The organism is Kitasatospora sp. NPDC127121 (assembly GCF_042677305.1).
GTDB lineage: Bacteria > Actinomycetota > Actinomycetes > Streptomycetales > Streptomycetaceae > Kitasatospora.
The window spans coordinates 1-22,264 of record NZ_JBHXTQ010000026.1; the positions used below are offsets into that span (position 1 = coordinate 1).

The following is a 22,264-nucleotide window of genomic DNA, read 5'->3' on the forward strand; positions in this document are numbered from 1 at the left end:
CAGGCCGTCAGCTGCTCACGTTGTTCCGGGGGCCTCACGGCCGGTAGGCGGGGAGGCCCTTGACGGTGGAGACCGGGGCCGGGGCGGCGGAGCCGTCGGCGGGGAGGGTGCTGACGCCGTCGGGGGTGCGGGCCGCGATGGTCCTGCCGTCGGGGGACCACGCGGGTTCGGTGTAGTCGGTGGCGGCGGCGGGGGTGAGGTCCCGCTCGTCCTTCTGGTCGATCCGGCTGGAGCGGGTGAACAGGTGGTCGTGCCCGTCGACGGAGCGGACGAACACGACGTGCTCGCCGTCGGGGGAGAGGGCCGGCTGGGAGCCCTGGCCCAGGTCGCGGGTGGCGGGGCGGATGTAGTCGTCGTAGAGGTAGACCTCGCCGGCGGGGGTGTTGGCGTAGACGATCTCGCCGTGCCGGCCACCGGCGTCGGCCCAGGTGTTGCCGGTCTGCGGCGGCTGCGGCATGTTCGCGTTGCCGTCCAGGGAGGTGTGCGGGGTGAGCACCTCGGGGGTGCCGCCGACGGCCTTGGTGGGGATCTTCTCCAGGCGCAGGACGCCGCCCTTGGCGGCGGCGAAGACGATGGTGTCGAAGCGTTCGGCGGATTCGGGGAGGTCGCTGGGGCCCTGCGCGGCGTGCTGCCAGGTGGGGTGGGACCAGGCCTCGCCGCCGGGGGCCGTGGCGAGGGTGACCTTCGCGCCGCCGTCGGGGTCGGCGACGACGAGGTCGCCGTTGCCGTTGATGAAGGCCGCCCGCTTGCCGTCGGGGGACCAGGCGAGGTCGCGGACGACGGTGCCGAAGTCGACGGTGGTGCCGTTCATCGCGACGGCCCGGGTGCCGGTGCTGACGGTCAGGTGGTTGGCGGCGCTGGTGCCGTTGACCTCCTTGGTGCCCGGCGCGGGGGTGCTCGGCACGGGGGTGCCCGGTGCGGGGTTGCTCGGTGCGGGGGTGCTCGGGTGGGCGGAGCCGCCCGGGGCCGGGGCCCCCGGAGCGGTGGCGCCGGGCGCCGCGCTGCCGGGGGCGGCGGCGTCCGAGCCGGCGTTGTCGGGGCCGCAGGCGGAGAGCAGGACGGCGCCGACGGTGGTCATCACGGCGAGCGCGGCGGTGGTGCCGAATCTGTTGCGCACGGACATTCCAGGTCCCCCCTCGGGTGCGGTTCGCGTTCGAGGAGGAGCATCCCAGGGGGAGTTCAGCGGCCGGTGCGAGCCGTGTCACGGTCGTGGAACAACGGCCGCCCCGGCCGCCCCGGCCTGCCGTGTCGGGACCGGATTCTGGCGCCGGGTCAGAGCCCGAGGGCGGTGAGGCCGGGGTGGTCGTCGGGGCGCCGGCCGAGCGGCCAGTGGAAGAGGCGTTCGGCGGCGGCGATCGGCAGGTCGTTGATGGCGGCGTGGCGGTGCGCCATCAGGCCGTCGCGGTCGAACTCCCAGTTCTCGTTGCCGTAGGAGCGGTACCACTGGCCGGAGTCGTCGTGCCACTCGTAGGCGAAGCGGACGGCGATGCGGTCGCCGTCGTGCGCCCACAGCTCCTTGACGAGGCGGTAGTCGAGTTCGCGGTGCCACTTGCGGGTGAGGAAGTCGGCGATCCGCTCGCGTCCGGTGAGGAACTCGGTGCGGTTGCGCCACCGGCTGTCGGGTGTGTAGGCGAGGGCGACGCGGTGGGGGTCGCGGGTGTTCCAGGCGTCTTCGGCGGCGCGGACCTTCCGTCGGGCGGTCTCCGGGGTGAACGGGGGCAGGGGAGGGCGCTGTTCGGTCACGGGGTCTCCTCGGGCATGGCGGAGCCGACGGTGAGAACGGTCGTTCTCGCTGTAGCGGCTACCCTAGGAGAACCATCGTTCTCACGCAAAGGGCACGGCAGATGGACCAGCACGACCCGCGGGGCCTGATCCTCGACGCGGCCGAGGAGCTGTTCTACGGTCAGGGCATCCAGGCGGTCGGCATGGACGCCGTCCGGGCGGCCTCCGGCCTGACGATGCGCCGGCTCTACCAGCAGTTCCCGTCCAAGGACGACCTGGTCGAGGCGTACCTGCGACGCCGGGACGGACGCTGGCGGGCGAACCTCGCCGCCTACGTGGCCGGCGCCGCCACGCTGCCGCGCGACCAACTGCTCGCCGTCTTCGACTGGCTCGGCCGCTGGTTCGCCGAACCCGACTTCCGGGGCTGCGCGTTCGTCAACTCCTTCGGCGAGCTGGGCGCCGTCTCACCGGCGGTCACGGCGGCCGCCCGGCAGCACAAGGAGGAGTTCAACGCCTACCTCGCCTGCCTGGCCGAGGCCGCCGGCGCCCCGCCCGCCACCGCCGCCCAGCTGGCGCTGCTCGCCGAGGGGGCGATGACCACCGCCGCCGTGCACGGCGACCCGAGCGCCGCCGCCGACGCCAAGGCGGCCGCCCGCGTGCTGCTGGACGCCGCACTGTCCGCCCGCGCCTGACGGACCGCGGGGCCGTCAGCCCGGGACGGGGGCCGTGCGCCGCTCGAAGACCTCGGGGCGGGCCGCCTCCAGGGCGGTGGCGACGGCGCCCAGCAGGACGGCGTCCTGGCCCAGCCGGCTCGGCTCCAGCCGGGGCCGCAGCGGGGAACGCTCGTACAGGGCCTGCTCCAACGGGCGCAGCAGCAGGTCGGCGCTGCGCCCGATGCCGCCGCCGAGGACGACCACGTCCGGGTCGAGCAGCGCGGCGACGACGGCGAGGACGTAGCCCAGGCGGTCCACCTCCTGCCGGACGGCCTCGACCGCGGCGGGCTCGCCGAGCCGGGCCCGGGTGAACACCTTCTCGGCGCTGAGCGGCCGCCGCATCCCGAGGTCGAGGGCGGTGCGCACCACGGCGTCGGCGGAGACGGTCTCCTCCAGGGTGGTGCCGGTGCCGGTGGTCGCAGTGGCAGTGGCAGTGGCGGAGGCGCAGCCCGGCAGTCGCAGCAGCCCGAGTTCCCCGGCCGCGCCGTGCGCCCCCGTCAGCAGTTCGCCGTCCTTGACCACGCCCAGGCCGAGTCCGGTGCCGACCAGCAGGTAGACGAAGAGCCGGCTGCCCGCGCCCGCGCCGTAGGTGTACTCGCCGACGGCGGCGAGGTTGGCGTCGTTGGCGACGGTGACGGTGGTGCCCAGGCCGTCGGCTATTCGGTCGAACAGGCCGGGGCGGCCCCAGCCGGGCAGGCTGGCGGCGAGCCTGACGCTGCGTCTGCGCTCGTCCCAGACCCCGGGCGTGCCGGCCACGGTGTGGGCGACGGCGGTGCCGGGCAGGCCCGCCTCGGCGAGGGCCTCGCGGGCGGCCGCGACGACGGCGTCGGCGACGGCGTTGGCCGAGCGGCCGCGGTTGGGCAGGTCGCGGCGGGCGACGACGCATCCGGACAGGTCGGCGACGGCGACCCGCAGCCGGGCCCGGCCGATGTCGAGCCCGAGGACGTGCCCGGCGGCCGGGTCGGTCTCGTACAGGACGGCGGTGCGGCCGCGCTCGGGGGCGAACCTGCCGGCCTCGCGGGCGAGTCCGGCGAGTTCGAGGGTGGCCAGTGCGGTGGAGACGGTCGGCTTGGACAGCCCGGTGTCGCGGGCTAGTTGGGCCCGGGAGAGCGGGCCGTGGCAGCGCAGCCGCTCCAGCAGGAGCCACTCGTTGTTGCTCCGGAGCCGCTGCCGGTTCCACGGCTGTTGTCCAGGCCCTGACAGTAGAGCGAGGGCGACGGGCTGCGGCGCCCCGTCCGTGGCCGTAGTCCGTCCTGCTGTGCTCATTCGGTCGATCGTAGGGCACCCGTCAGCCGACGAACGAGGACGGACGGTGAGAGTACGGACGGGCGGAGCGGAAGCGCGGACCGCCGGTGGCGGCGGAGAGTCCCGGCTCCCTGCTGCCACCGGCGGTCGGATCGCCCGGCGCGGCCGCGCCCCGCCGGGGGCGGCCCTCGCAGGGCCGGGGTCCGGTCCCACACGCCGGACCCCGGGCTCGACGGGTGCGGGTGGGTCAGTCGATGGTGTAGCCGGAGCCGAAGGCGGTGACGCTGAGCGGGCCGTCCAGGTTGTAGTTGCCGGTGGCGGCGATCCGGCGCAGGCACTCGACCCGGTCGACGGACTTCCTCCATTCGTCGGCGGTGGAGGAGTTGGCCGGGTTGGTGAGGTCGTCGACGCGGACGTCGAAGAAGGCGTTCAGCCAAGCGCTCTCGCCGGCGCCGGACGGCGAGCCGACCTTGGCGTTGGTGCGGCCGATGAGGGCGGGCAGGGCGTCGTACTCGCTGCCGTTGCCGTGCTGGATGGAGGCGTCGTACAGCTCGGCGCGGGCGAGGGCGGTGGTGAGGCCGAGCTGGTCGGCCTGGTTCATGGCGGGGGTGAAGTAGCGCTGGTCGACCTGGTCGTCCTGGACCTGCCGGAAGGTGGCGTCCTGGGCGGCCTGCTTCCAGGCGGCGACGTAGTCGCTCTCGGGCAGGCCGCTGGTGTCGCCGCTGCCGGCGGCGGCCAGGCGCTCCAGCTCGGGGATGAAGCGGGCGAGCGGGTTGTCGGGGGAGACGGCGGTGTAGGCGCGGACGACCTTGAGCGCGTCGCCGTCGTTGGTGGTGAAGCCGGCGCGGCCGGCGGTGACGCCGCGGCCGTCGTTGATGTTCTCGGCGTAGCCGTACTGGAGTTCGGTGGTGCTGTTCTCGAAGATGCTGATCAGCTGGTCGGCCCGGCGGTGCTGATCGGGGGTCAGGCCGCCTGCGGACGCCCGCTGCACGGCCGCGGCGGTCGCCCGGGCGGGGGCGGTGGACGCCGAGGCGGAGGTGGCGGCCCAGGCCGCACCGGCGACCAGGGCGGCTGCCGCGGTGGCGGCGGCGAGGCGTCGGGTTCGGGAAACTCGCATGGGTGTGCTCCGATCTCCGGGGGCGGTGCCGCCGGAGGCAGTGGGGGATGGCGCGCCGGTCGAACGGGGGCGCTGTGGGGGCAGGAGAGCGAGCTCGCGGCAGCAGAGTACGGTCTGCGGCCGACGGCGGTCTATAAGGTAAGGAAAGTTTCCTAATAAAATTGCTTGGGTCTCGGAGACGGTGCTCGGTCGTCGCCGAACGGGCCGCGCCGGTGATACCGTCCGAGCGTCTGGCGACCGTCCGCCCGGCCACCGCCGAGCCCGGCCCGCGAGCTCCCTGCACCACCGAATCGGGCGCCCCGCGTGCACGCACACGCCGCGTGCGCACCGCCCGCGCCGTACGCGCGCGTACCGCACACGCCTCCGCGCCCGGCCGCTCCCACCGAAACCCCGACCAGCACGGAGCACCGACCCATGAGCCTCCCGAGCACCACCCCGCCCACCGTCACCCCGATACGGCCGCCGCGCCTGGTGGCCACCGACCTCGACGGGACGATCGTGCGCGGCGACCGCACCGTCTCGGCCCGCACCGTCGCCGCGCTCGCCCGGGTCGAACGGGCCGGCGGGCTCGTCGTCCTGGTCACCGGCCGCCCGCCGCGCCTGATGGGCGAGATCGCGGCCGCCTTCGGCCACCGGGGCGTGGCGATCTGCTCCAACGGCGCCTTCGGCTACGACATGCGCACCCGCGCGGTGATCGCCGAGAACCCGATCCCGGTCGACGTGCTCGGCGAGAGCGCCCGGCGGCTGCGCGAGGCCGTGCCGGGGATCGGGCTGGCCGTCGAGTACGCCCAGGAGCTGGCCGGGGACGCGCACTACGAGGCGGGCGCCTGGGACGCCGACACCACCGTGCAACGCCTCGACGACGCACGGTTGTTCGGCCGCCCGGCGCCCAAGCTGATCGGCCGTCACCCGGAGCTGTCCGCGGACGAGCTGCTGGCGCTGGCCCGCCCGGTGCTCGGCGAGCTGGTGACGGTCTACCACGCGAACGGCGAGCGGCTGGTCGAGGCCGTCGCGAAGGGCGTCAGCAAGGCCTCCGCGCTCGGCGACCTGGCGCGGCGGCGAGGGATCACCCGCGAGCAGGCGGTCGCGTTCGGCGACATGCCCAACGACCTGCCGATGATGGCCTGGGCGGGCACCTCGTACGGCGTCGCCAACGCCCACCCGGAGGTGCTGGCCACGGTGGACCACGTCATCGGCAGCAACGACGAGGACGGGGTGGCCACCGTCCTGGAGGGCCTGTTCCCCGAGGGGTGAGCCGCGTGCGGAACGGGCGTTCCCGGGAACGCCCGTTCCCGGAAGGCCTTTTCCCGGAACGGACGCTCCCGGAACGGACGCTCCCGGTAGGGGCGCGGCCGAAACGGCGGCTCCGGGCGGAGTGCACTCCCGGAACCGCCGCTTCCCGCCCGTGCCGTCAGGGCGCGCTGGTGTGGGTCAGGGTCTCCCAGCCGATGAAGTGGTCGGCCCCGAACGGGCTGTGCGCGGCCACGTACCGCCCGGTCTGCGGCATCGCCACGCCCTCGCGCAGGTGGTACTCGTTGTACGCGAGTTGGACGGCCGGGCCGAGACCGGTCTTCGGCGAGCCGTCGCAGAGCCAGTTCGGTACTTTCGCGCCGTTCTCGTACGCGGTGTGGAACTCCAGGGCCTTGACCAGCCGTTCGCGCCCCTCGCCCCACAGGTCGAGGCCCTGGAGCCGGGCGGTCTCGGCGGTCTGGGCGGCGGCCTCCAGGCCCCAGCCGGTGTGCCCGAAGTCGCGGCAGGTCTCCTGCGACAGCCCGTCCACGAAGGTCGACTGGTCGGACCAGTACTTCACCAGCGCGGCCTTGCCCTCGATCCCGGCTTTGGGCGGCGGCACCGGCAGGGCGCCGTCGGAGGACAGGTAGACGTAGGCGGGCAGGCGCTTGCGCCACATGCCGGCGGCCTGGTCGAACAGGCCGCGGTCGTCGAGGAAGACCGCGATGCCCATCAGGGCGTCGGTCTCGATCAGCTCCCAGTTGCCGTTCTTGCGCGGGCTGCCGGGCGACAGCAGCGGCACGTAGACGGTGCGCAGCATGGCGGCGAAGCGGTCGATCGAGGCGGTCGGCCAGCCCGCCCCGGAGTGGCGGATCAACTCGGCGGCCCGGGACCAGTTGTTGCCCGACCAGCCGGTCTGCAGCGGTGCGTTGCTGTTGGTGTGCTCCTGGATCACGGCCGACCAGGCGTCCATGATCTCGATCGCCTTGTCGGCGTACCGCTGGTCGCGGGTGAGCACCCACTGCAGGGCGTGGGCGTAGGCGGCCATCGCGTCGTTGCGCTCGTCCGAACAGCCGTTGTCGGGGTGGGAGCGGGACCCGCACTCGACGGTGGCGCGCGGCCGGGGCCGCCAGTCCAGCGAGGCGTACGTGCTCGACCGGAGGTCGGCGAAGGCGGACGTCCAGGGTTCGGCCCCGGCCGCCAGCTTGCCCTTGAGGAAGGCGAGTTGCTGGTCGCCGACCAGCACGCCGGGGTGCCGGAAGGCGGCCCGGGCGCCGTGCGCGGCGGGTGCGGCGGCCCCGGCGGGTGTGGAGGTGAGCGGGAGCAGGGCGGCGAGTGCCGCCGCGGCGATCAGTGTCCTGGTGCGGCTACGGCCCATGGGGAGCTGGTCCTCTCGCGGGGGGAGGCGGTCGAGCGCTGATGCCATGTTAGGAAAGTTGCCTAACATGAGAAGTGAACCACCAACCCCCGCGTGCGCCAAGAGGACCGGCTCCGTTCACCGCCGCACCCGTAGGCGTGCGTTCCGCATTTATCGCCTGTTGATCGTCGGGGCGTAACGTCGGACTCATGAACGAGATAACGGCCGAGTGGCCGGGGGCGGCGCCCGAGGGGCGGATGACGGAGCAGGACACCGAGCGGTTCCGGGAGTTGCTGGCGCGCTTGGAGAACTCGCTGGCGGCGGACCGGACGGCGGACCGGGCGAGGCGCCGGGCGGCGGCCGGGTCCGATGCCTGACGGGCCGGAGCGGCGCCCGGTGGTGGTGCTGCCGCTCTGGCGGCGCGGTGAGTCGTACGGGCCGGCGGACCGGCCCGGGGTGCCGCGGGGGCGCTCCGGGCCGGTGGCGGTCGATCAGGTGACGGCGTCGCCGCTGCCGTCGCTGCCGCCTCTGCCGCCGGCGGCGCGGTGGAATCCGGACCGCTGACGGTACGGCACGTCAGCAGCTGCAGTCACAGCAGTCGCAGCCGTCACAACAGCTGCAACCGTCGCAGCCATCGCAACCGTTGCAGCAGTTGCAAGGATCACAGCAGTCGCCGCAGTCGCAGTCGTGCCGCTGGCACCAGCCCTCCCGGCGCTCCCGGCTGAACGGGTCGTTGTGGTCGCAGCAGAGCAACTGGCAGGTGCAGGCCATCAGCGCCCACACCGCGCAGCCGGCCAGCAGGTTGCGCGGTCGCGGCGGCTTGGCGCCGATCGGGGTGAAGCCGGGGCCCTGGGGCACCCACGGCGGGAGCGGGGTCTGGCCGGGATCCTGACCAGGGGTCTGCCCGGGCGGCGCCTGGCGCGGCGGCGCGTCGTGCGGGTGCTCCCCGGCGGTGGCGTGCGGGTGCCCGCCGGTCGTTGCGTGCGCGGATCCGTCGGGGGCGGACCCGCCGGCGACGGGTCCGGCGTTCCGGGTGCGGCAGGCGGCCGCGTGGGCGGCCGGGCCGAAGACCCGCTCGACGGCCCGCTCGGTCTCGTGCGCGAGCAGCAGGTGCACCAGGGCCCGGTCGGTCAGTTCGACCTCGCGCAGCGCGAGCCGGATGCCGTGGACGGCGTCGCGGCACAGGCGTTCGGCCTCGGTGAGGTCGGTGCCGGTGGCGGTCAGCGGGTTCCAGGCGCCGCCGGCGGCGTCGGCGGCCTGGTCCTCGGCGGCGTCGAGGAGGTGGGCGAGCCGGCCGAAGAGCCGGCCGGCCTCGGCGAGCGGGGCGGCGTTGCCGGGGCGCCCGGCGAGGACGGCGGTGTGCGCGAACGCGGCCGAGGTGGCGGTCTCGGTGGGCTCGGTGACCAGCAGGACGGAACCGCCGGGCGGCAGTGACCGCTCCAACTCGCCCTGTCGGGAGGCGGCTTCGAGCAGCACGCCGGTGTCGAAGCCGACCGCCGAGGCGCTGCCGGCACTCTTCCGGTCCCACCGCCGGGTGACCGCGCGGGCCCCGACGGCGACCGGGCGGCGGCCGAACAGGCCGTCACGGTCCTCGACGTGGTCGCGGATCTTGACCGAGGCGAGGGCGAGCGAGACGGCGGCGGCGAGTCGGGCGCCCTCGCCCCGGGCGACGGAGGCGGTGCGCATGCCGCGCAGCGGGCAGGGCCCGGCGGTGCGCCGCCAGGAGGCGTCCTCGCGGGCGGCCTGGGCCTCGACCAGGACCGAGATGATCAGGCCGTCGTAGTTGGTGGCGGTGCGGGCGAGTTGGCCGTGGTCGTCGCGCAGCGCGAGGCAGAGCCCGCACAGGTGCGCCAGCCACGATGCCTGAAGCCGTTCGGACAGCCGGTGCTTGCACGGTCTGATGATGCCGAACATGATTCCCCCTCGCCGGTGGGCCGCTGACCAGCCCTGATCCGCCGAACATCATATGATCACCGCCCCTCCCGGGCCGAGGGGCGGAGGAGCCGAGGCGTCGGAGGAGCCGAGGAGCCGAAGCCGAGGAGCGGAGGAGCCGAAGGGTCGGAGGAGCCGGAGGAACGGGAGAGGGTGCGAGGAGCACAGGGGCGCGCAGTCGAACGCAGCGCGCAGTCCCGGCCGAATCCACGCCGCCCGCCCTTCCCCACGCCCCGCCCGCAGCGTCCCGCGCCCCTGGGAGTGATCTCATATCCGGGATAGCATCGCGAATATGGGAATCGAGACGGCCGCCGACGAGCGGCTCGCCAACCGGCTCGCCGAATTGAGACTGGAACGGGGCTGGACGCTGGAGGAACTGGCCCGGCTGGCGGACGTCAGCCGCTCCACGCTGTCGCGCGTCGAACGGGCCGAAGTCAGCCCGACCGCCGCGCTGCTCGGGCGGCTCTGCGCCGTCTACGGGCGGACCATGTCCCGGCTGCTCGCCGAGGTCGAGTCGGCGCCGGCCCGGCTGGTGCGGGCCGCGGACCAGCGGATCTGGCGGGACGAGACCACCGGCTTCGTCCGCCGCTCCGTCTCCCCGCCGCACGGCTCGCTGCGCGCCGAGATCGTCGAGGGCCGGCTGCCCGCCGGCGCCGACATCGCCTACGACCGCCCCTGCGTGGCGGACCTGGAGCACCACCTCTGGGTGTTCGAGGGGGTGTTGGAGCTCACCGTCGACGGCGAGCGACACCTGCTCGGCCCCGGCGACTGCCTGCGCTACGTCTCCGGAACCAGCCGCTTCCGCGCCCCCGGCCCGGACGACGCCCGGTACGCCCTGGTGGTGGTGGAACCGTGAGGCGCCCGAAGACCCGGATAGCCGCCGCGCCCCGCGAGCGCTTCGACGCCGCCGGGCGCCGCGTCCTGCTGGTCTGCGTCGCCGGCGGCTTCACCACGCTGCTCGACCAGTCCGTCCTCAACACCTCCATCCCGGCCCTGCGCGAGAGCCTGCACGCCCAGCCCGCCCACCTCCAGTGGATCGTCGCCGGCTACTCGCTCGCCTTCGGCCTGGCGCTGATCCCCGGCGGGCGGCTGGGCGACGTCAGGGGCCGCAAGTGGCTCTTCGTCACCGGCCTCGCCCTGTTCACCCTGGTCAGCCTGGTCTCGGCGACCGCCACCGCACCCGAGGTGCTGATCGCGGCCCGGCTGCTCCAGGGCGTGGGCGCCGGGCTCGTCAACTCGCAGATGATCGGCACCCTCCAGGACGTGTTCGACGGCCAGCTGCGGGCCCGCGCCCTCGGCATGTACGCCGTCACGGGCGGCCTGGCCTTCGCGCTCGGCCCGCCGATCGGCGGCGCGGTCCTGGCGGCGGCCGGCCCCGAGCACGGCTGGCGGCTGACCTTCCTGCTCAACGTGCCGTTCGGACTGGCCACCGTCGCGCTGGCGGTGCGTCACCTGCCCAGGCCGCGCCCGAGTGCCCGGCACGCCGACCTCGACCTGGTCGGCCTGCTGCTGGTCGCCGCGCTCACCCTCGCCCTGATGCTGCCGTTCGTCCAACCGCCCGGCTGGACCGGCTGGTTGGCCTTCGTCGCCGTCGCCGTCCTGCTGCTCGGCGCGCTCGCCTGGTGGCAGCGCCGCTACGCCCGCTCCGGCGGCCACCCGCTGATCCACCCGGCACTCACCCGCTCTGCGCCGTACGCGCTCGGCACCGTGACCGCGATGGCCCAGTTCGGCTCCTCGCTCGCCGCCGGACTGGTGCTCACCATGTTCCTCCAGGACGGCCTCGGGCTCTCCCCGATGGGCGCGGCACTCGTTGCGCTGCCCTCGGCGGTGGCCATGGGCGTCGCCTCCGCGCTGGCCTGGCGGGTGGTGCAGCGCTTCGGGCGGCGCACCGTCACCGCGGGCATGACCGGCTCCGCCCTGGTCATGCTGGCGAGCGGACTGGTCGCGCACTGGGCGCCCGCCGCCGTCCTGCCCTGGCTGCTGGCGCTGCTGCAACTGTTCGGCGGCGCCTCGATCGGCGTGATGGGCGCCACCAACCAGGCGTACGTGCTGCGCCACGCGCCCGCCGAGGCGGCCGGGGTGAGCGGGGCCATCCTGCAGATGGCGCAGCGGATCGCGGCGGCGGTCGCGGTCTCGGCGCTGTCCGGCGTCTACCTGCGGCAGACCGCCGGGGGCGGCGACCACCGCTCCGCCTACCTGGCCACCAGCGTGGTGTGCGCGGCGGTCGCCGCCCTCGCCGTCCTGGCCTCGGTGTTCGCCGGCCGGCGGGCGGCCCGGGAGGCGGCCGGCGAGCCCGTCGCGGTGAGCCGTGGGCGAACAGCGGTCCGCTGAGTTCTGTCCGGCGCAGGCCCGCAGTTACGGTGGCGGGCATGACCGAGAACCGGATCGTGGACCTGCCCGAGGTGGCGCTCGCCTACCGTGAGAGCGGCCCGCCGGACGGCCCGGCGCTGGTGCTGCTGCACGCCCTCGGGGAGCGCGCCACGGACTGGGACGTCGTCCTGCCCGCCCTCGCCCCCGGGCACCGCGTGTACGCGCTCGACCTGCGCGGCCACGGCGACAGCGGCCGCACCGCCCGGTACGGCCTGGAGGAGATGCGCGACGACGTGCTCGCCTTCCTCGACGCGCTCGGCCTGGTGCGGGTCGACCTGGTCGGCCACTCGATGGGCGGCGTGGTCGGCTACCTGGTCGCCCAGGCCCGGCCGGAGCGGATCGGCCGGCTGGTCCTGGAGGACATCCCGGCACCGCACCCGCGCCCGGTCGGTGTGGTGCCGGACGCGCCGGACGAGCCGGTGCACTTCGACTGGGCCGTGGTGAAGGCCGTCAAGACACAGGTCGACACCCCCGACCCGGCCTGGCTGGCGGGGATGGCCGGGATCACCGCCCGCACCCTGGTGGTCGCGGGCGGCTCGGCGAGCCACGTCCCGCAGGAGCGGCTCGCCGAGCTCGCCCGGCTGATCCCGGACTGCCGGATGGTCACCATCGAGGCCGGGCACCTCGTGCACAGTGCCCGGCCCGACGAGTTCGTCGCCGCGGTGGCGCCGTTCCTGTCCGCCTGACGCGGACGTCCTGACGCGGACGTTCTGACGTGGACGTCCTGACGCGGACGCCTCGGGGCGGACGCGCCGGTCAGACGCCGAACTCGGCCGGCAGGCGGCCGGCGCGCACCGCCGCGACCAGGTCGGCGTGGTCTGCCTCGGTCCGGTCCGCGTACGCGACGGCGAAGGCGGCGACCGCCTCGTCCAGCGCCTCGCTCCTGCCGCAGTAGCCGGCCAGCAGGCCGGGGTCGGCGGTGTGCGCGTGCGCCCGGGCCAGCAGGGCGCCGGTGATCCGGGCGTAGTCGTCCAGTTGGCCCGGCAGCAGCGCGGCCGGGTCGACGCTGCCCTTGCGGTTGCGGAACTGCCGGACCTGGTAGGGGAGTCCGTCCACCGTCGTCCAGCCCAGCAGGGTGTCGCTGACCACCTGCATGTGCTTCTGCCCGAGCACCACCCGGCGGCCCTCGTGGCCGTCCTGACCGGCCACCGGGTGGCCCGCGCGCTCCAGGTACGGCAGCAGCACGGACGGGCGGGCCTCCTTCACCTGGAGCACCAGCGGCTGGTCCCGGTGGTCGGTGAGCAGCACCACGTACGAGCGGGTGCCGACGCTGCCGGTACCCACCACCCGGAACGCCACGTCCTGCACCCGGTAGCGGGACAGCAGGGTGCGCACCTCGGCGGGCACCGTCGCCACGTACGGGCCGAGCGACTGCGCGACGGCCCGCGCGGTCGCGTCGGTCACCTCGGTGAGCACCGGCGGAGCGGCCGTGAACCGCCGACCGCCGTCCGCCGTACGGGTGGTGCTGCGGGCGGCGAATCTGGCGCTGGTGTTGCCCAGCGCCTTCGCGCCGACCTTGCGCAGCACCTCGGCCAGGTCGTGCGCCTCGGTGAAGGAGACCAACTGCTCGTCCGCGACGGCGTTCCAGGCGTCCAGCGCGGGCAGCTTGGCGAGCGTGCGCATCGTGCGGCGGTAGGAGCCGGCCGCGTGCTGGGCGGCCTCCCGGGCGGTGGTCTCGTCGGCCCCGGTCTCGCGGCCGGCCAGCACCAGGCTCGCGGCCAGCCGCTTGAGGTCCCACTCCCACGGGCCGGGCACGGTCTCGTCGAAGTCGTTGATGTCCATCACCAGTTGCCCGCGGGCGTCCCCGTACAGCCCGAAGTTGGCGGCGTGCGCGTCCCCGCACAGCTGGGCGCCGACCCCGGTGGCCGGGGTGCCCGCCAGGTCGGCGGCCATCAGCCCGGCCGAACCGCGCAGGAACGCGAACGGCGTGGCGGCCATCCGCCCCACCCGGATCGGCACCAACGCGGCGATCCGGCCCGCGTTGGACGCCTCGATCGCCTCGACGGCCGTCGGCCGCCCGGGCCCGGGGGAGAACTCCGCGTGCCGCTCCCGGGGAATCCGCCCGCGCAGCGCCTTCCCCCGCTCCCGCGAACGCCCGCCCCGCCCCGACGCGAACCCGGCCACCGCGAACGCCCGCCGCCCCTGCGGCGCGGCTCCGTCCACGTCGGCCACGGCCCCGTCCGCCACCTCGGTCACCTCGGTCACCTGCGTCACCGTTCCCCACCCGTCCCTTCCGGCTCCCACCCGCCCGCGACCTGCGCGAACGGTTCTGCAGGGGGAGTGACGTCCGACGCCTGACGACGGTTCCTGAGCCCGGCGGACGCGAGGCGGCAGCCGCCCGTATCCTCGGGGCACGGCCCGCCGTCGAAGGCCGGGCGCGGAGTCGGTCGGGACCGGGGGGACAGCGGTGAGCGACGGGGGGAGAGCCCGGCGGGGCAGGCCCACGGTGAACGACGTGGCGGCGCTGGCGGGTGTGTCGATGGCGACGGTGTCGCGCGTGCTGGCGGGCGACTACCCGGTGGCCGGGGCCACCCGGGAGCGGGTGCTGCGCGCGGTGCGCGACCTCGACTACGTCGTGAACGCGCAGGCGCGGGCGCTGGCCGGCCGGCGGTCCCGGACGGTGGCGATCCTGCTGGGCAACCTCGCGGCGCCCTTCCACAACCGGGTCGCGCACGGTGTGGAGCGGCAGGCGGTGGACGAGGGCTGCCTCTGCCTGGTGGCGGCGACCGACGACGACCCCGACCGCGAACTGACGCTGGTCGAGGAGATGCGGGCGCGCGACGTGGAGGCCGTCGTGCTGGTGGGCGGGGTGGAGGACAGCCCGGGGTACCGCACCCGGGTCGCCCGGCTGGCGGGCATCCTGGACGCGGCCGGCTCCCGGCTGGTGCTCTGCGGCCGGCCCGCCCCGGGGGAGGAACTGCCGTTGACGGCCGTGCACTACGACAACGCGGGCGGCGCGCGGGCGGCCGTCGACCACCTGCTGACGCTGGGCCACCGGCGGATCCTCTTCCTCGGCGGACCGGCCGCGACCACCACCACCCGGGAGCGCCTCGCCGGGTACCAGGCCGCGCTGGCGGCCCAAGACCTGCGCCACCCGGCCGAATTGACGGTGGAGGGGTGCCACACCCGGGACGGCGCGCGGGCCTGGCTGCGCCGCCGCCTGGCCCAGGGCCCGCCGGACTTCTCGGCGGTCTTCGCGCACGACGACGACGTGGCGGCCGTCGTGCTGACGGTCCTGCGGGAGCACGGGATCTCCGTGCCCGAACAGGTCTCGGTGATCGGCTTCAACGACCTGCCCGGGGCCGAGGACCTCAGGCCCGGCCTGACCACCGTGCGCATCCCGCACCTCGACCTCGGCCGCACGGCGCTGCGCCTCGCGCTGCACCGCCCCGGCCCCGAGCCGCAGCGGGCCGTCCTCGCCACCGAGCTGGTGCCCCGCGGGTCGACGGGGCCGGTCGGGTAGCCGGCCCTCCGGTAGCAGGCTCTCCGGTCGCGGGCCCTCCGGCCACGAGCCCGTGCCGGAAGCGTTGTCCTCGCGATAGAAAGCGCTTACTCTCCCGTCAGACAAGGGAGTTCGCGAGGAAGGACGGCCCGATGGACAGCTCGTGGACGAAGACCGGTGACCCGGCGTCGATACCGCTCCTGAGCAGGCGCGGACTGCTCAGGACCAGCGCCGCCGCCACCGCCGCGGCGGCCGCGTGGTGGCTCGGAGGGCCCACCGAGGCCCGGGCCGCCGACAACTACGACGCGATGCGCGCGGCCTGGTCCGAGCAGCTGACCGGCACCGGGTACGACCCGGCCGCGCCGCCGTTCGCCCGCGCGCTCACCGCGCTGGGCGACCAGGCACGGCGCCACCAGGCCGCGTTGAGCCCGCAGGCCGGGTCGCTCTGGCCCGATCTGCCGGTCGGCTCGGCCTCCGCCGCCGTCACGTCGACGGTCGGGCGGCTGCGGCTCATGGCCCTGGCCCTCACCCGGCCGGCCACCGGCTCGACGGGCGACCCAGGCCTCGGCGCCGCCGTCGCGACCGGCCTGGACTGGGTGCTCCAGCGCGCCTACACCGCCACCACCACGTCGTACGGGAACTGGTGGGACTGGCAGATCGGCGCCCCCCAGGCCCTGCTGGACGTGTGCGTGCTGCTCGGCGACCTCCTGACGGCCGAACGGGCGGCCGCGTGCGGTGCGGCCGTGGACCACTTCGTCCCGTCCTCGGTGGTCGACAAGTACACCGGCACCAGCACCGGGGCCAACCGGGTGGACCTGTGCCGGGTGCTCGCGCTGCGCGGTGTCATCGGCCGCTCGGCGGCCCCGGTCGCCGCCGCGCAGCGGGGGCTGTCACCGGTGTTCCGCTACGTGACCACCGGCGACGGGATCTACGCCGACGGCAGCTTCGTCCAGCACACCTGGGTGCCGTACACCGGCAGCTACGGCGAGGTGCTGCTCGGCAGCCTGAGCCGGCTGCTGCGCCTGCTCGCCGGTACGCCCTGGGCCGTCACCGACCCCGCGCTGCGCAACGTCTTCACCGCCGTGGACCGGGGGTTCCTGCCGTTCCTGTTCAACGGCCTGGTGATGGACGGGGTTTCGGGCCGTGCCGTCAGCCGGGGCGTGCAGGCCGGCGACGCGCGGCGGGCGCGCCTGGACGACCACGTGCGCGGCCACGCCCTGCTCGGGGACGTCCTGCGACTGGCCGACTCCGGGTCGGTGCCGGCGGCCCAGGCGGCGGCCTGGCGCGCCGCCGTGAAGGGCTCCCTCCAGCGGGACCAGGTGCTCCCTTACCTGTCCAACGTCCTCGCCGACATCCCCGAACTCGCCCGCGCACAGGCCCTCCTGGCGGACTCCGGCACCCGGGCGGCGGACGAGGGCACGGGCAGCCGGGTGTTCACCATGGACCGGGCCGTCCACCGCCGGCCCGGCTGGAGCGCGCAGCTCAGCCTGTCCTCGTCCCGGACCGCCTTCTACGAGTGCGGGAACGGCGAGAACCTGCGGGCCTGGCACAGCGGCAGCGGAATGCTCTACTGGTACGGCGGCGAGCAGGGCGACGAACAGTACAGCGACTCCTTCTGGCCCACCGCCGACCCCTACCGGCTGCCCGGCACCACCGTGTCGACGCGCCCGCTGGCCGACGGCGCCGGGGGCGACTGGGGCCAGGCCCGCCCGGCGACCGCCTGGGCGGGCGGGGCGAGCGACGGCGACCGGTCGGTGGTCGGCCAGGACGTCAGGGGCCTCGGATCCACCCTGGTCGGGCGCAAGTCCTGGTTCTGCCTGGACGATTCGATCGTCTGTCTCGGCGCGGGCATCGGCTGTACCGACGGCGTCGCCGTCCGCACGACCGTCGACCACCGCAACCTCGGGGCCCGCGAGGACCGGGAGTTCGTGCTGGACGGCGTCCGCCAGCCCGCCGACCCCGGCTGGAGTCGGCGGGCCGACGGCGTCCGCTGGGCGGCGCTCGCCGGGTCGGGCGCCTGGGTGTTCCCCGACGGCGCCACCCTCGACCTCGCCCGCGAACGGCGGACCGGGGCGTGGGCCGACATCAACCGGGGCGGGGCGCCCGACCCGATCACCCGGACCTACCTGTCGATCGGCCTCGACCACGGCACCGACCCCGTCGACGGGACGTACCACTACGTGCTGATGCCCGGGGCCGGCCCGGACCAGGCGGCGGCCCGCGCGGCGGCCCCGACGGCCACCGTGCTCGCCAACACGGCCGACGCCCAGGCGATCAGCGCGCCCGGACTCGGACTCACCCTCGCCAACTTCTTCGCCCCCGGTACCGTCGGCCCGCTGACCGTCTCCGCCCCCTGCTCCGTCCTGCTCCGCGAGAACGGCGGCGACCTCTCCGTCACCGTCGCCGACCCCACCCGGAAGGCGGCCACCGTCCAGCTGACGCTGGCGCTGGACGGCTACCGGCTCGCGAGCGGCGGCACCGGCATCACGGTGCTCTCGGACTCCGGGCCGCTGGTGCTGCGCTGCGCGGTGGCGGGCACCGGGGGAGCGAGCCTGTCGGCGGTCTTCCGGCGGAGCGCCGGCTTCCGTCGAGGTGCCGCCTGACGGAGCCGGCCGCCGAGGTCAGCGCACCGGGACGGGCCTTACTGGCCGACCCGCCCGTCGAGGCACTCGCGCAACAGGTCGGCGTGCCCGCAGTGACGGGCGTACTCGTCGATCCTGTGCACCAGCAGCTCTCGCACCGCGATGCCGCTCTTCCCCAGCCGCGTGCCCAGGTCCGGGTGCGCGGCCAGGGCGGCGTCGGTCGCGGCCTGTTCGCGGGCCAGGTCGGCGAACGCCGCGTCGACCTCGGCCTGCTCGGCGACGGCTCCGTCGAAGTCCGCGTCCCGCTTGCCGTAGAGCTTCGGCAGCGGATCGCCGTCGCTGATCCAGCCCCGCCAGTCCCGTTCCACTGCGGCGAGGTGCCGGACGAGGCCGAGCAGCGACATCGTCGACGGCGGGACGGACCGGCGGGCCAGCTGCTCCGGGTCCAGGCCTTCGCACTTCATCAGCAGGGTGTGGCGGTAGTTCGTCAGGAAGTCGTTCAGGGTGGGGAGTTCGCCGTCCGGGCAGACTCCCTCGCTGTTGCGGGGGTCGTCGTCCGGGTCGGCCCACATGTCGGGGTAGACGGTTGCCTGGGTCCATCGTTCGGGTTGGTCGCTCATGAGGGCCATGCTCGTCCGTGCGGCCCCGAGCCGCCAGTGGGTTTTGCCGCGATGGTGGCGGATCCTCAGGGCGTCGGCGTCGGCGTGGGAGCGGCGGCCGGAGGCGGGGGGCTGGGGAGGGCGCTCGCGCGGGCCGCGGGGTCGGTGACGACGCCGGTGCAGTTGTCGCCGTCCTTCTGGTGGCCGCACACCTGCAAGGTGGTGTCGCCGGGGCTCGCGTCGACCATCACGGAGTAGTTGTCGTAGCCCCAGTGGATCAGGGCGGTCTCCTGCCAGCCGTGGTTGGTGGTGATGGTGGCGCTGTCCCCGGGGGAGCCGTCGGTGATCCCCGACCAGGCGGCCCGGCAGCGCGGGCTGTAGTGGACGTAGAGGACCACCTTGCCCACGTTGCCGGTCAGCAGGGTGCGCTGGTCGACGTCGCACCGCATGTCCTGGGGGTCCTTGCCCGCGCAGCCGACGCCCTCGCAGAGCGGCGCCGGCCCGGCGGTCGCCGCTGCCGTCGCCGCCGCCGTCTTCGGCGGGAGCGTCGCCGCCGATGCCGTGCCGTTGCCGCCGTGCGGGCCGCGCAGGTACAGGGCTGCGAACAGGATGAGCACGGCGGCCACGGCGGCTCCCACGCCGGCCGCCGGCCGCCGCCACGGGGCGGGCCGCGGCGAGGCGGGGGCGGCGTCGGGCGCTTCGGCCGGCGCTGCGGGCGCGGGCGCCGGGGAGAGCGCCTCGTCCGTGTCGTGCGCGGCCTCGGAGGAGGGCGCCTCGTGCGCGTCGCGCGCGGCCTCGGCCTTCCGCAGCAGGGAGGTGAGCAGATCGGCGTCGCACTCGACCGTGGCGATCAGGCCGGCCAGGGCCTGCGGGGTGATCAGGCGTTTCCCGTTCAACCAGCGTTCCCAGGAGGCCTTGCTGAGGTAGGTCCTCTTCCCGAGTTCGGCCAGGGAGATCCGGTGCGCGTCCTTGACCGCGCGCAGTTCCTCGGCCAGACGTCGAGCGGGTTCCGAAAGATCGTCAGGGAGCGGCTTCCAGGACTGACTCATCGCGGGTACCTCGGGCGGGTCGGCGGAGGATGCAAACTGATCCACTTTCGGATGATCAGTTTAATCGGTCGACTTCCCTCGGCCACCGCCCGCGTCCCGGGGCGCCTTCGCGCACCCGGCACCGATCGCCTACCATCGCGGTCGGCCGCGTCGAGCGACGGGCGGGGCGACGGGCAAGGGCGATCCGAGAGGCGCGGAGCATGGGCGACGAGCGCGGCTACCTGCTGGACAACCGGCAGCGGGAGGCGGGTCGGCGGTTCGAGGGCATCGCCGAGCTGTTCGACCCGTGGACGCTGGAGCACCTGGACCGGCTGGGCCCGGCCGACGGGCACCACTGCTGGGAGGTGGGTGCGGGCGGCCCGGGCATCCCGCTGGCACTGGCCGAGCGGGTCGGGCCGGCGGGCCGGGTCCTGGCCAGCGACCTCGACACCAGCTGGCTGACCGGACTGCCCGCCGACCGCGTCGAGGTCCGCCGGCACGACGTCACCCGCGACCCGCTGCCCGACGGGCTGTTCGACCTGGTGCACGTCCGCCTGGTGCTGGTGCACCTGCCCGACCGGGCCGAGGTGCTACGGCGGCTGGCGTCGGCGGTACGGCCCGGAGGCTGGCTGGTGGTCGAGGACGCGGACCCGGCCCTGCAACCGCTCGCCTGCCCGGACGAGCACGGACCGGACGAGGAGCTGGCGAACCGGGTGCGCCGGGCGTTCCGGGCCCGGCTCGCCGAGCGCGGCGCCGACCTCGCCTTCGGCCGCACCCTGCCCCGGCTGCTGCGCGAGGCGGGCCTGACGGACGTCGCCGCCGAGGCGTACTTCCCCGTCACCTCCCCGGCCTGTCGGGAGCTGGAGGCGGCGACGGTCCGTCAGCTCCGCGACCAGCTGGTCGGCCCCGACCTCCCCGCCGCCGACCTGGACCGGCACCTGGCCAACCTCCGCGACACCGAGCTGGACGTGACCACCGCCCCGCTGATCACCTGCTGGGGCCGGCGCCGGTAGGTGGCCACCGCAGGACGCTCCGTCCCCGGCCGGCCGGCCGGGTCGAGGCGACGGCGTAGCCGGTGAGCAGGGCGGTCACGATGTCGGTGAGGCGGAGTTTCAGAACTCGGAGCTGGGGGCGTCCGTGACGGGGCCGAGGTCGGGTCGGTCGCGCAGGTCGAGGGCTTCGCCGTGGCGGGTGAGTTCGAGGAGGACGAGGGTGTTGGTGCCCGGGTGCCAGAGCGGGGCGGGGGCGTAGAGGGTGCGCTGCGGGCCCTCGTCGGTGTAGCGGCCGAGGAGGAAGCCGTTGAGCCAGAGCAGGCCGCGGCCCCAGCCGGGCAGGGCGAGGAAGGCGTCGGCGGGGGTGTCGAGGTCGGTCTCGAAGCGGTGGAAGGCCGGGTCGCCGTCGGTGGCGGCGGTGGCCGGGTCGAAGGCCAGGCCGCTCAGGTCGCTGAGGGGGAGCGGGCGGATCTCCCAGTCGTGGAGGCGCTGGCGTTCGTGCGAGACGCCCCGCCGGATGCCCTTGCGGTCGTCGAGCTGGGGGCCGTAGTTGGTGCGGCCGAGCGCCTCGACCAGGATGTCCAGGGTGGTGCCGGCCGGCGCGGTGGCCAGCGGGAGGGTGGCACCGGGGTCGTTGCGGTCGAGGGTGCCGAGGGGGCGGCCGTCGGCGAAGACCTGGGCGCGGTCGCCGAGGCCGTCGATGCGCAGCGGCAGGGTGGGGCGGGGGCCGGGGACGCGGGTGCGGTAGTGGATGAGGCCGAGGGACTGGCCGAGGTTCTCCATGGGTTCCGGGACGGGCCGGTGGTGCGGGGTGGCCAGCGCGTCCAGGGAGTCGAACAGGCGGGCCCGGCCGGTCCTGCGGTCGATGCGACGCGGGGCCAGGCGGGGCGGCTCGGCGGGGAGTTCGCCGTCGGGCAGGGGGAGGTACCGGCCGATGACGTCGCGCAGGGCGTGGAACTTGGCGGTGAGTTCGCCGGCCTCGCCGATGGGGGCGTCGTAGTCGTAGCTGGTGGTGGTGGGCTCGTAGCCCGGGGTGTCGGGGCTGGTGCCGGTGTGGTTGGCGCCGGACCAGAGGCCGAAGTTGGTGCCGCCGTGGGCCATGTAGAGGTTGACGGAGGCGCCGGTGGCGAGGAGTGCGTCCAGGGAGCGGGCGGACTCCTGCGGGTCGCGGACGTGGTGGGGCCCGCCGACGCGGTCGAACCAGCCGATCCAGAACTCCATGGCGGCCAGCGGCCCCTTGGGCTGCTGGCGGCGCAGCACCTCGAAGCGCTCGGGGGCGCGGGAGCCGAAGGTCGCGGTGGCGAGCAGGCCGGGGATCGCGCCGCCCTGCTGCATGAAGTCCTCGGCGCCGTCGGCGGTGAACAGCAGGCAGTCCACGCCGCGCGCGAGGAGGCCGTCGCGCAGGTGGGCGAGGTAGCCGGCGTCGGTGCCGTAGCTGCCGTACTCGTTCTCGACCTGGACGGCCACGACGGGGCCGCCGCGGCTCGCCAGCAGCGGCAGCAGCTCGGGCACGAGGGCGTCGAACCAGCCGTCCACGGCGGCCAGGAAGGCGGGGTCGGCGCAGCGCAGGCGCAGGCCGTCGACGGCGAGGAGGCGGGCGGGCAGGCCGCCGAACTCCCATTCGGCGCAGATGTACGGGCCGGGCCGCAGGATGACGTCCAGTCCGTGCTGCTGGGCCAGCCGGACGAACCGGGCCACGTCCCGCCAGCCGGTGAAGTCGATCTCACCGGTGGGCAGTTCGTGGAAGTTCCAGGGGATGTAGGTGTCCACGGTGTTGACGCCGAGGGCGCGCAGGCGGCGCAGCCGGTCGTCCCAGAGCTCGGGGTGGACGCGGAAGTAGTGCAGGGCGCCGGCGACGATCCGGTGCGGGGCCCCGTTGCGGCGGAATCCGGAGTCGTCGTAGTCGAGTTCGATCGTTTCGATCATCGCGTGACC

At 75.0% G+C, this 22,264-nt stretch carries 19 protein-coding genes; 9 read left to right on the forward strand and 10 right to left on the reverse strand.

The genetic code is table 11. The features are described 5' to 3' along the window. Nucleotides 1-34 precede the first annotated feature (34 nt). Both ACFVHI_RS15585 and ACFVHI_RS15590 read right to left on the reverse strand, forming a co-directional pair. The gene (locus ACFVHI_RS15585; RefSeq protein ID WP_380339393.1) at nucleotides 35-1,123 is read right to left on the reverse strand and encodes a hypothetical protein; all 1,089 of its coding nucleotides are present in this window, start codon (nucleotides 1,121-1,123) and stop codon (nucleotides 35-37) included. A 149-nt stretch (nucleotides 1,124-1,272) separates the two neighbouring features. After that, nucleotides 1,273-1,743 (reverse strand): DUF1348 family protein, encoded by a 471-nt coding sequence (locus tag ACFVHI_RS15590; protein WP_380339394.1) that lies wholly within the window; start codon nucleotides 1,741-1,743, stop codon nucleotides 1,273-1,275. A 101-nt stretch (nucleotides 1,744-1,844) separates the two neighbouring features. Here ACFVHI_RS15590 and ACFVHI_RS15595 point away from each other — a divergent pair, with 101 nt between their 5' ends. Beyond that, complete coding sequence (locus ACFVHI_RS15595; RefSeq protein ID WP_380339397.1) at nucleotides 1,845-2,414, forward strand: TetR/AcrR family transcriptional regulator; 570 nt, start codon at nucleotides 1,845-1,847, stop codon at nucleotides 2,412-2,414. A gap of 15 nt (nucleotides 2,415-2,429) precedes the next feature. Here ACFVHI_RS15595 and ACFVHI_RS15600 read toward each other — a convergent pair whose 3' ends face one another. Further along, a complete protein-coding gene (locus ACFVHI_RS15600; RefSeq protein ID WP_380339400.1) occupies nucleotides 2,430-3,701 on the reverse strand; it encodes an ROK family protein in 1,272 nt (423 codons plus the stop codon). 226 nt (nucleotides 3,702-3,927) lie between these two features. Continuing rightward, on the reverse strand, nucleotides 3,928-4,797 hold the full coding sequence (locus tag ACFVHI_RS15605; protein ID WP_063350568.1) for a chitosanase: 870 nt from the start codon (nucleotides 4,795-4,797) through the stop codon (nucleotides 3,928-3,930). Nucleotides 4,798-5,211: 414 nt separating this feature from the next. On the opposite strand from ACFVHI_RS15605, the gene ACFVHI_RS15610 reads away from it, so the two are divergent. Further along, complete coding sequence (locus tag ACFVHI_RS15610) at nucleotides 5,212-6,051, forward strand: HAD family hydrolase (RefSeq protein ID WP_363373571.1); 840 nt, start codon at nucleotides 5,212-5,214, stop codon at nucleotides 6,049-6,051. A 157-nt stretch (nucleotides 6,052-6,208) separates the two neighbouring features. Here ACFVHI_RS15610 and ACFVHI_RS15615 read toward each other — a convergent pair whose 3' ends face one another. Next, nucleotides 6,209-7,405, reverse strand: coding sequence for an alginate lyase family protein (locus ACFVHI_RS15615; protein ID WP_380339404.1), 1,197 nt, complete (start codon nucleotides 7,403-7,405; stop codon nucleotides 6,209-6,211). Between the two features lie 188 nt (nucleotides 7,406-7,593). Between ACFVHI_RS15615 and ACFVHI_RS15620 the strand changes: the two genes are divergently transcribed. Beyond that, entirely contained in the window at nucleotides 7,594-7,761 is a 168-nt protein-coding gene (locus ACFVHI_RS15620; RefSeq protein ID WP_159398569.1) for a hypothetical protein, read from the forward strand. A 199-nt stretch (nucleotides 7,762-7,960) separates the two neighbouring features. Here ACFVHI_RS15620 and ACFVHI_RS15625 read toward each other — a convergent pair whose 3' ends face one another. After that, nucleotides 7,961-9,298 carry a DUF5685 family protein gene (locus ACFVHI_RS15625; RefSeq protein WP_380339406.1) on the reverse strand — a complete coding sequence of 446 codons (1,338 nt, stop codon included), beginning with the start codon at nucleotides 9,296-9,298 and terminating at the stop codon, nucleotides 7,961-7,963. Nucleotides 9,299-9,608: 310 nt separating this feature from the next. On the opposite strand from ACFVHI_RS15625, the gene ACFVHI_RS15630 reads away from it, so the two are divergent. Genes ACFVHI_RS15630 through ACFVHI_RS15640 form a run of 3 tightly spaced genes read left to right on the forward strand, consistent with a single transcriptional unit; the run spans nucleotide 9,609 to nucleotide 12,372 of the window. Beyond that, entirely contained in the window at nucleotides 9,609-10,172 is a 564-nt protein-coding gene (locus ACFVHI_RS15630; RefSeq protein WP_063350572.1) for a helix-turn-helix domain-containing protein, read from the forward strand. Beyond that, complete coding sequence (locus tag ACFVHI_RS15635; RefSeq protein WP_380339409.1) at nucleotides 10,169-11,647, forward strand: MFS transporter; 1,479 nt, start codon at nucleotides 10,169-10,171, stop codon at nucleotides 11,645-11,647. Before ACFVHI_RS15630 ends, ACFVHI_RS15635 begins: the two co-directional genes overlap by 4 nt. A 38-nt stretch (nucleotides 11,648-11,685) precedes the next feature. Continuing rightward, nucleotides 11,686-12,372: an alpha/beta fold hydrolase gene (locus ACFVHI_RS15640; RefSeq protein ID WP_380339412.1), complete on the forward strand. Its 687-nt coding sequence runs from the start codon at nucleotides 11,686-11,688 to the stop codon at nucleotides 12,370-12,372. 70 nt (nucleotides 12,373-12,442) lie between these two features. Here ACFVHI_RS15640 and ACFVHI_RS15645 read toward each other — a convergent pair whose 3' ends face one another. Further along, nucleotides 12,443-13,882 carry a DUF2252 domain-containing protein gene (locus ACFVHI_RS15645; RefSeq protein ID WP_380339534.1) on the reverse strand — a complete coding sequence of 480 codons (1,440 nt, stop codon included), beginning with the start codon at nucleotides 13,880-13,882 and terminating at the stop codon, nucleotides 12,443-12,445. Nucleotides 13,883-14,132: 250 nt separating this feature from the next. Here ACFVHI_RS15645 and ACFVHI_RS15650 point away from each other — a divergent pair, with 250 nt between their 5' ends. Together ACFVHI_RS15650 and ACFVHI_RS15655 are read left to right on the forward strand one after the other, a co-directional pair. After that, complete coding sequence (locus ACFVHI_RS15650; protein WP_380339415.1) at nucleotides 14,133-15,149, forward strand: LacI family DNA-binding transcriptional regulator; 1,017 nt, start codon at nucleotides 14,133-14,135, stop codon at nucleotides 15,147-15,149. A 131-nt stretch (nucleotides 15,150-15,280) separates the two neighbouring features. Then, complete coding sequence (locus ACFVHI_RS15655) at nucleotides 15,281-17,731, forward strand: polysaccharide lyase 8 family protein (protein WP_380339418.1); 2,451 nt, start codon at nucleotides 15,281-15,283, stop codon at nucleotides 17,729-17,731. A gap of 38 nt (nucleotides 17,732-17,769) precedes the next feature. Here ACFVHI_RS15655 and ACFVHI_RS15660 read toward each other — a convergent pair whose 3' ends face one another. Both ACFVHI_RS15660 and ACFVHI_RS15665 read right to left on the reverse strand, forming a co-directional pair. Next, nucleotides 17,770-18,330: a DinB family protein gene (locus tag ACFVHI_RS15660; protein ID WP_063350576.1), complete on the reverse strand. Its 561-nt coding sequence runs from the start codon at nucleotides 18,328-18,330 to the stop codon at nucleotides 17,770-17,772. A 65-nt stretch (nucleotides 18,331-18,395) separates the two neighbouring features. Then, nucleotides 18,396-19,358, reverse strand: a complete 963-nt coding sequence (locus tag ACFVHI_RS15665) for a DUF2690 domain-containing protein (RefSeq protein WP_380339422.1) — start codon at nucleotides 19,356-19,358, stop codon at nucleotides 18,396-18,398. Nucleotides 19,359-19,558: 200 nt separating this feature from the next. On the opposite strand from ACFVHI_RS15665, the gene ACFVHI_RS15670 reads away from it, so the two are divergent. Next, nucleotides 19,559-20,350, forward strand: coding sequence for a methyltransferase domain-containing protein (locus ACFVHI_RS15670; RefSeq protein ID WP_380339425.1), 792 nt, complete (start codon nucleotides 19,559-19,561; stop codon nucleotides 20,348-20,350). A gap of 99 nt (nucleotides 20,351-20,449) precedes the next feature. Here the strand turns inward: ACFVHI_RS15670 and ACFVHI_RS15675 are convergent, their stop codons facing one another. Further along, nucleotides 20,450-22,255, reverse strand: a complete 1,806-nt coding sequence (locus tag ACFVHI_RS15675; protein WP_380339427.1) for a beta-galactosidase — start codon at nucleotides 22,253-22,255, stop codon at nucleotides 20,450-20,452. Between the last annotated feature and the right edge of the window lie 9 nt (nucleotides 22,256-22,264).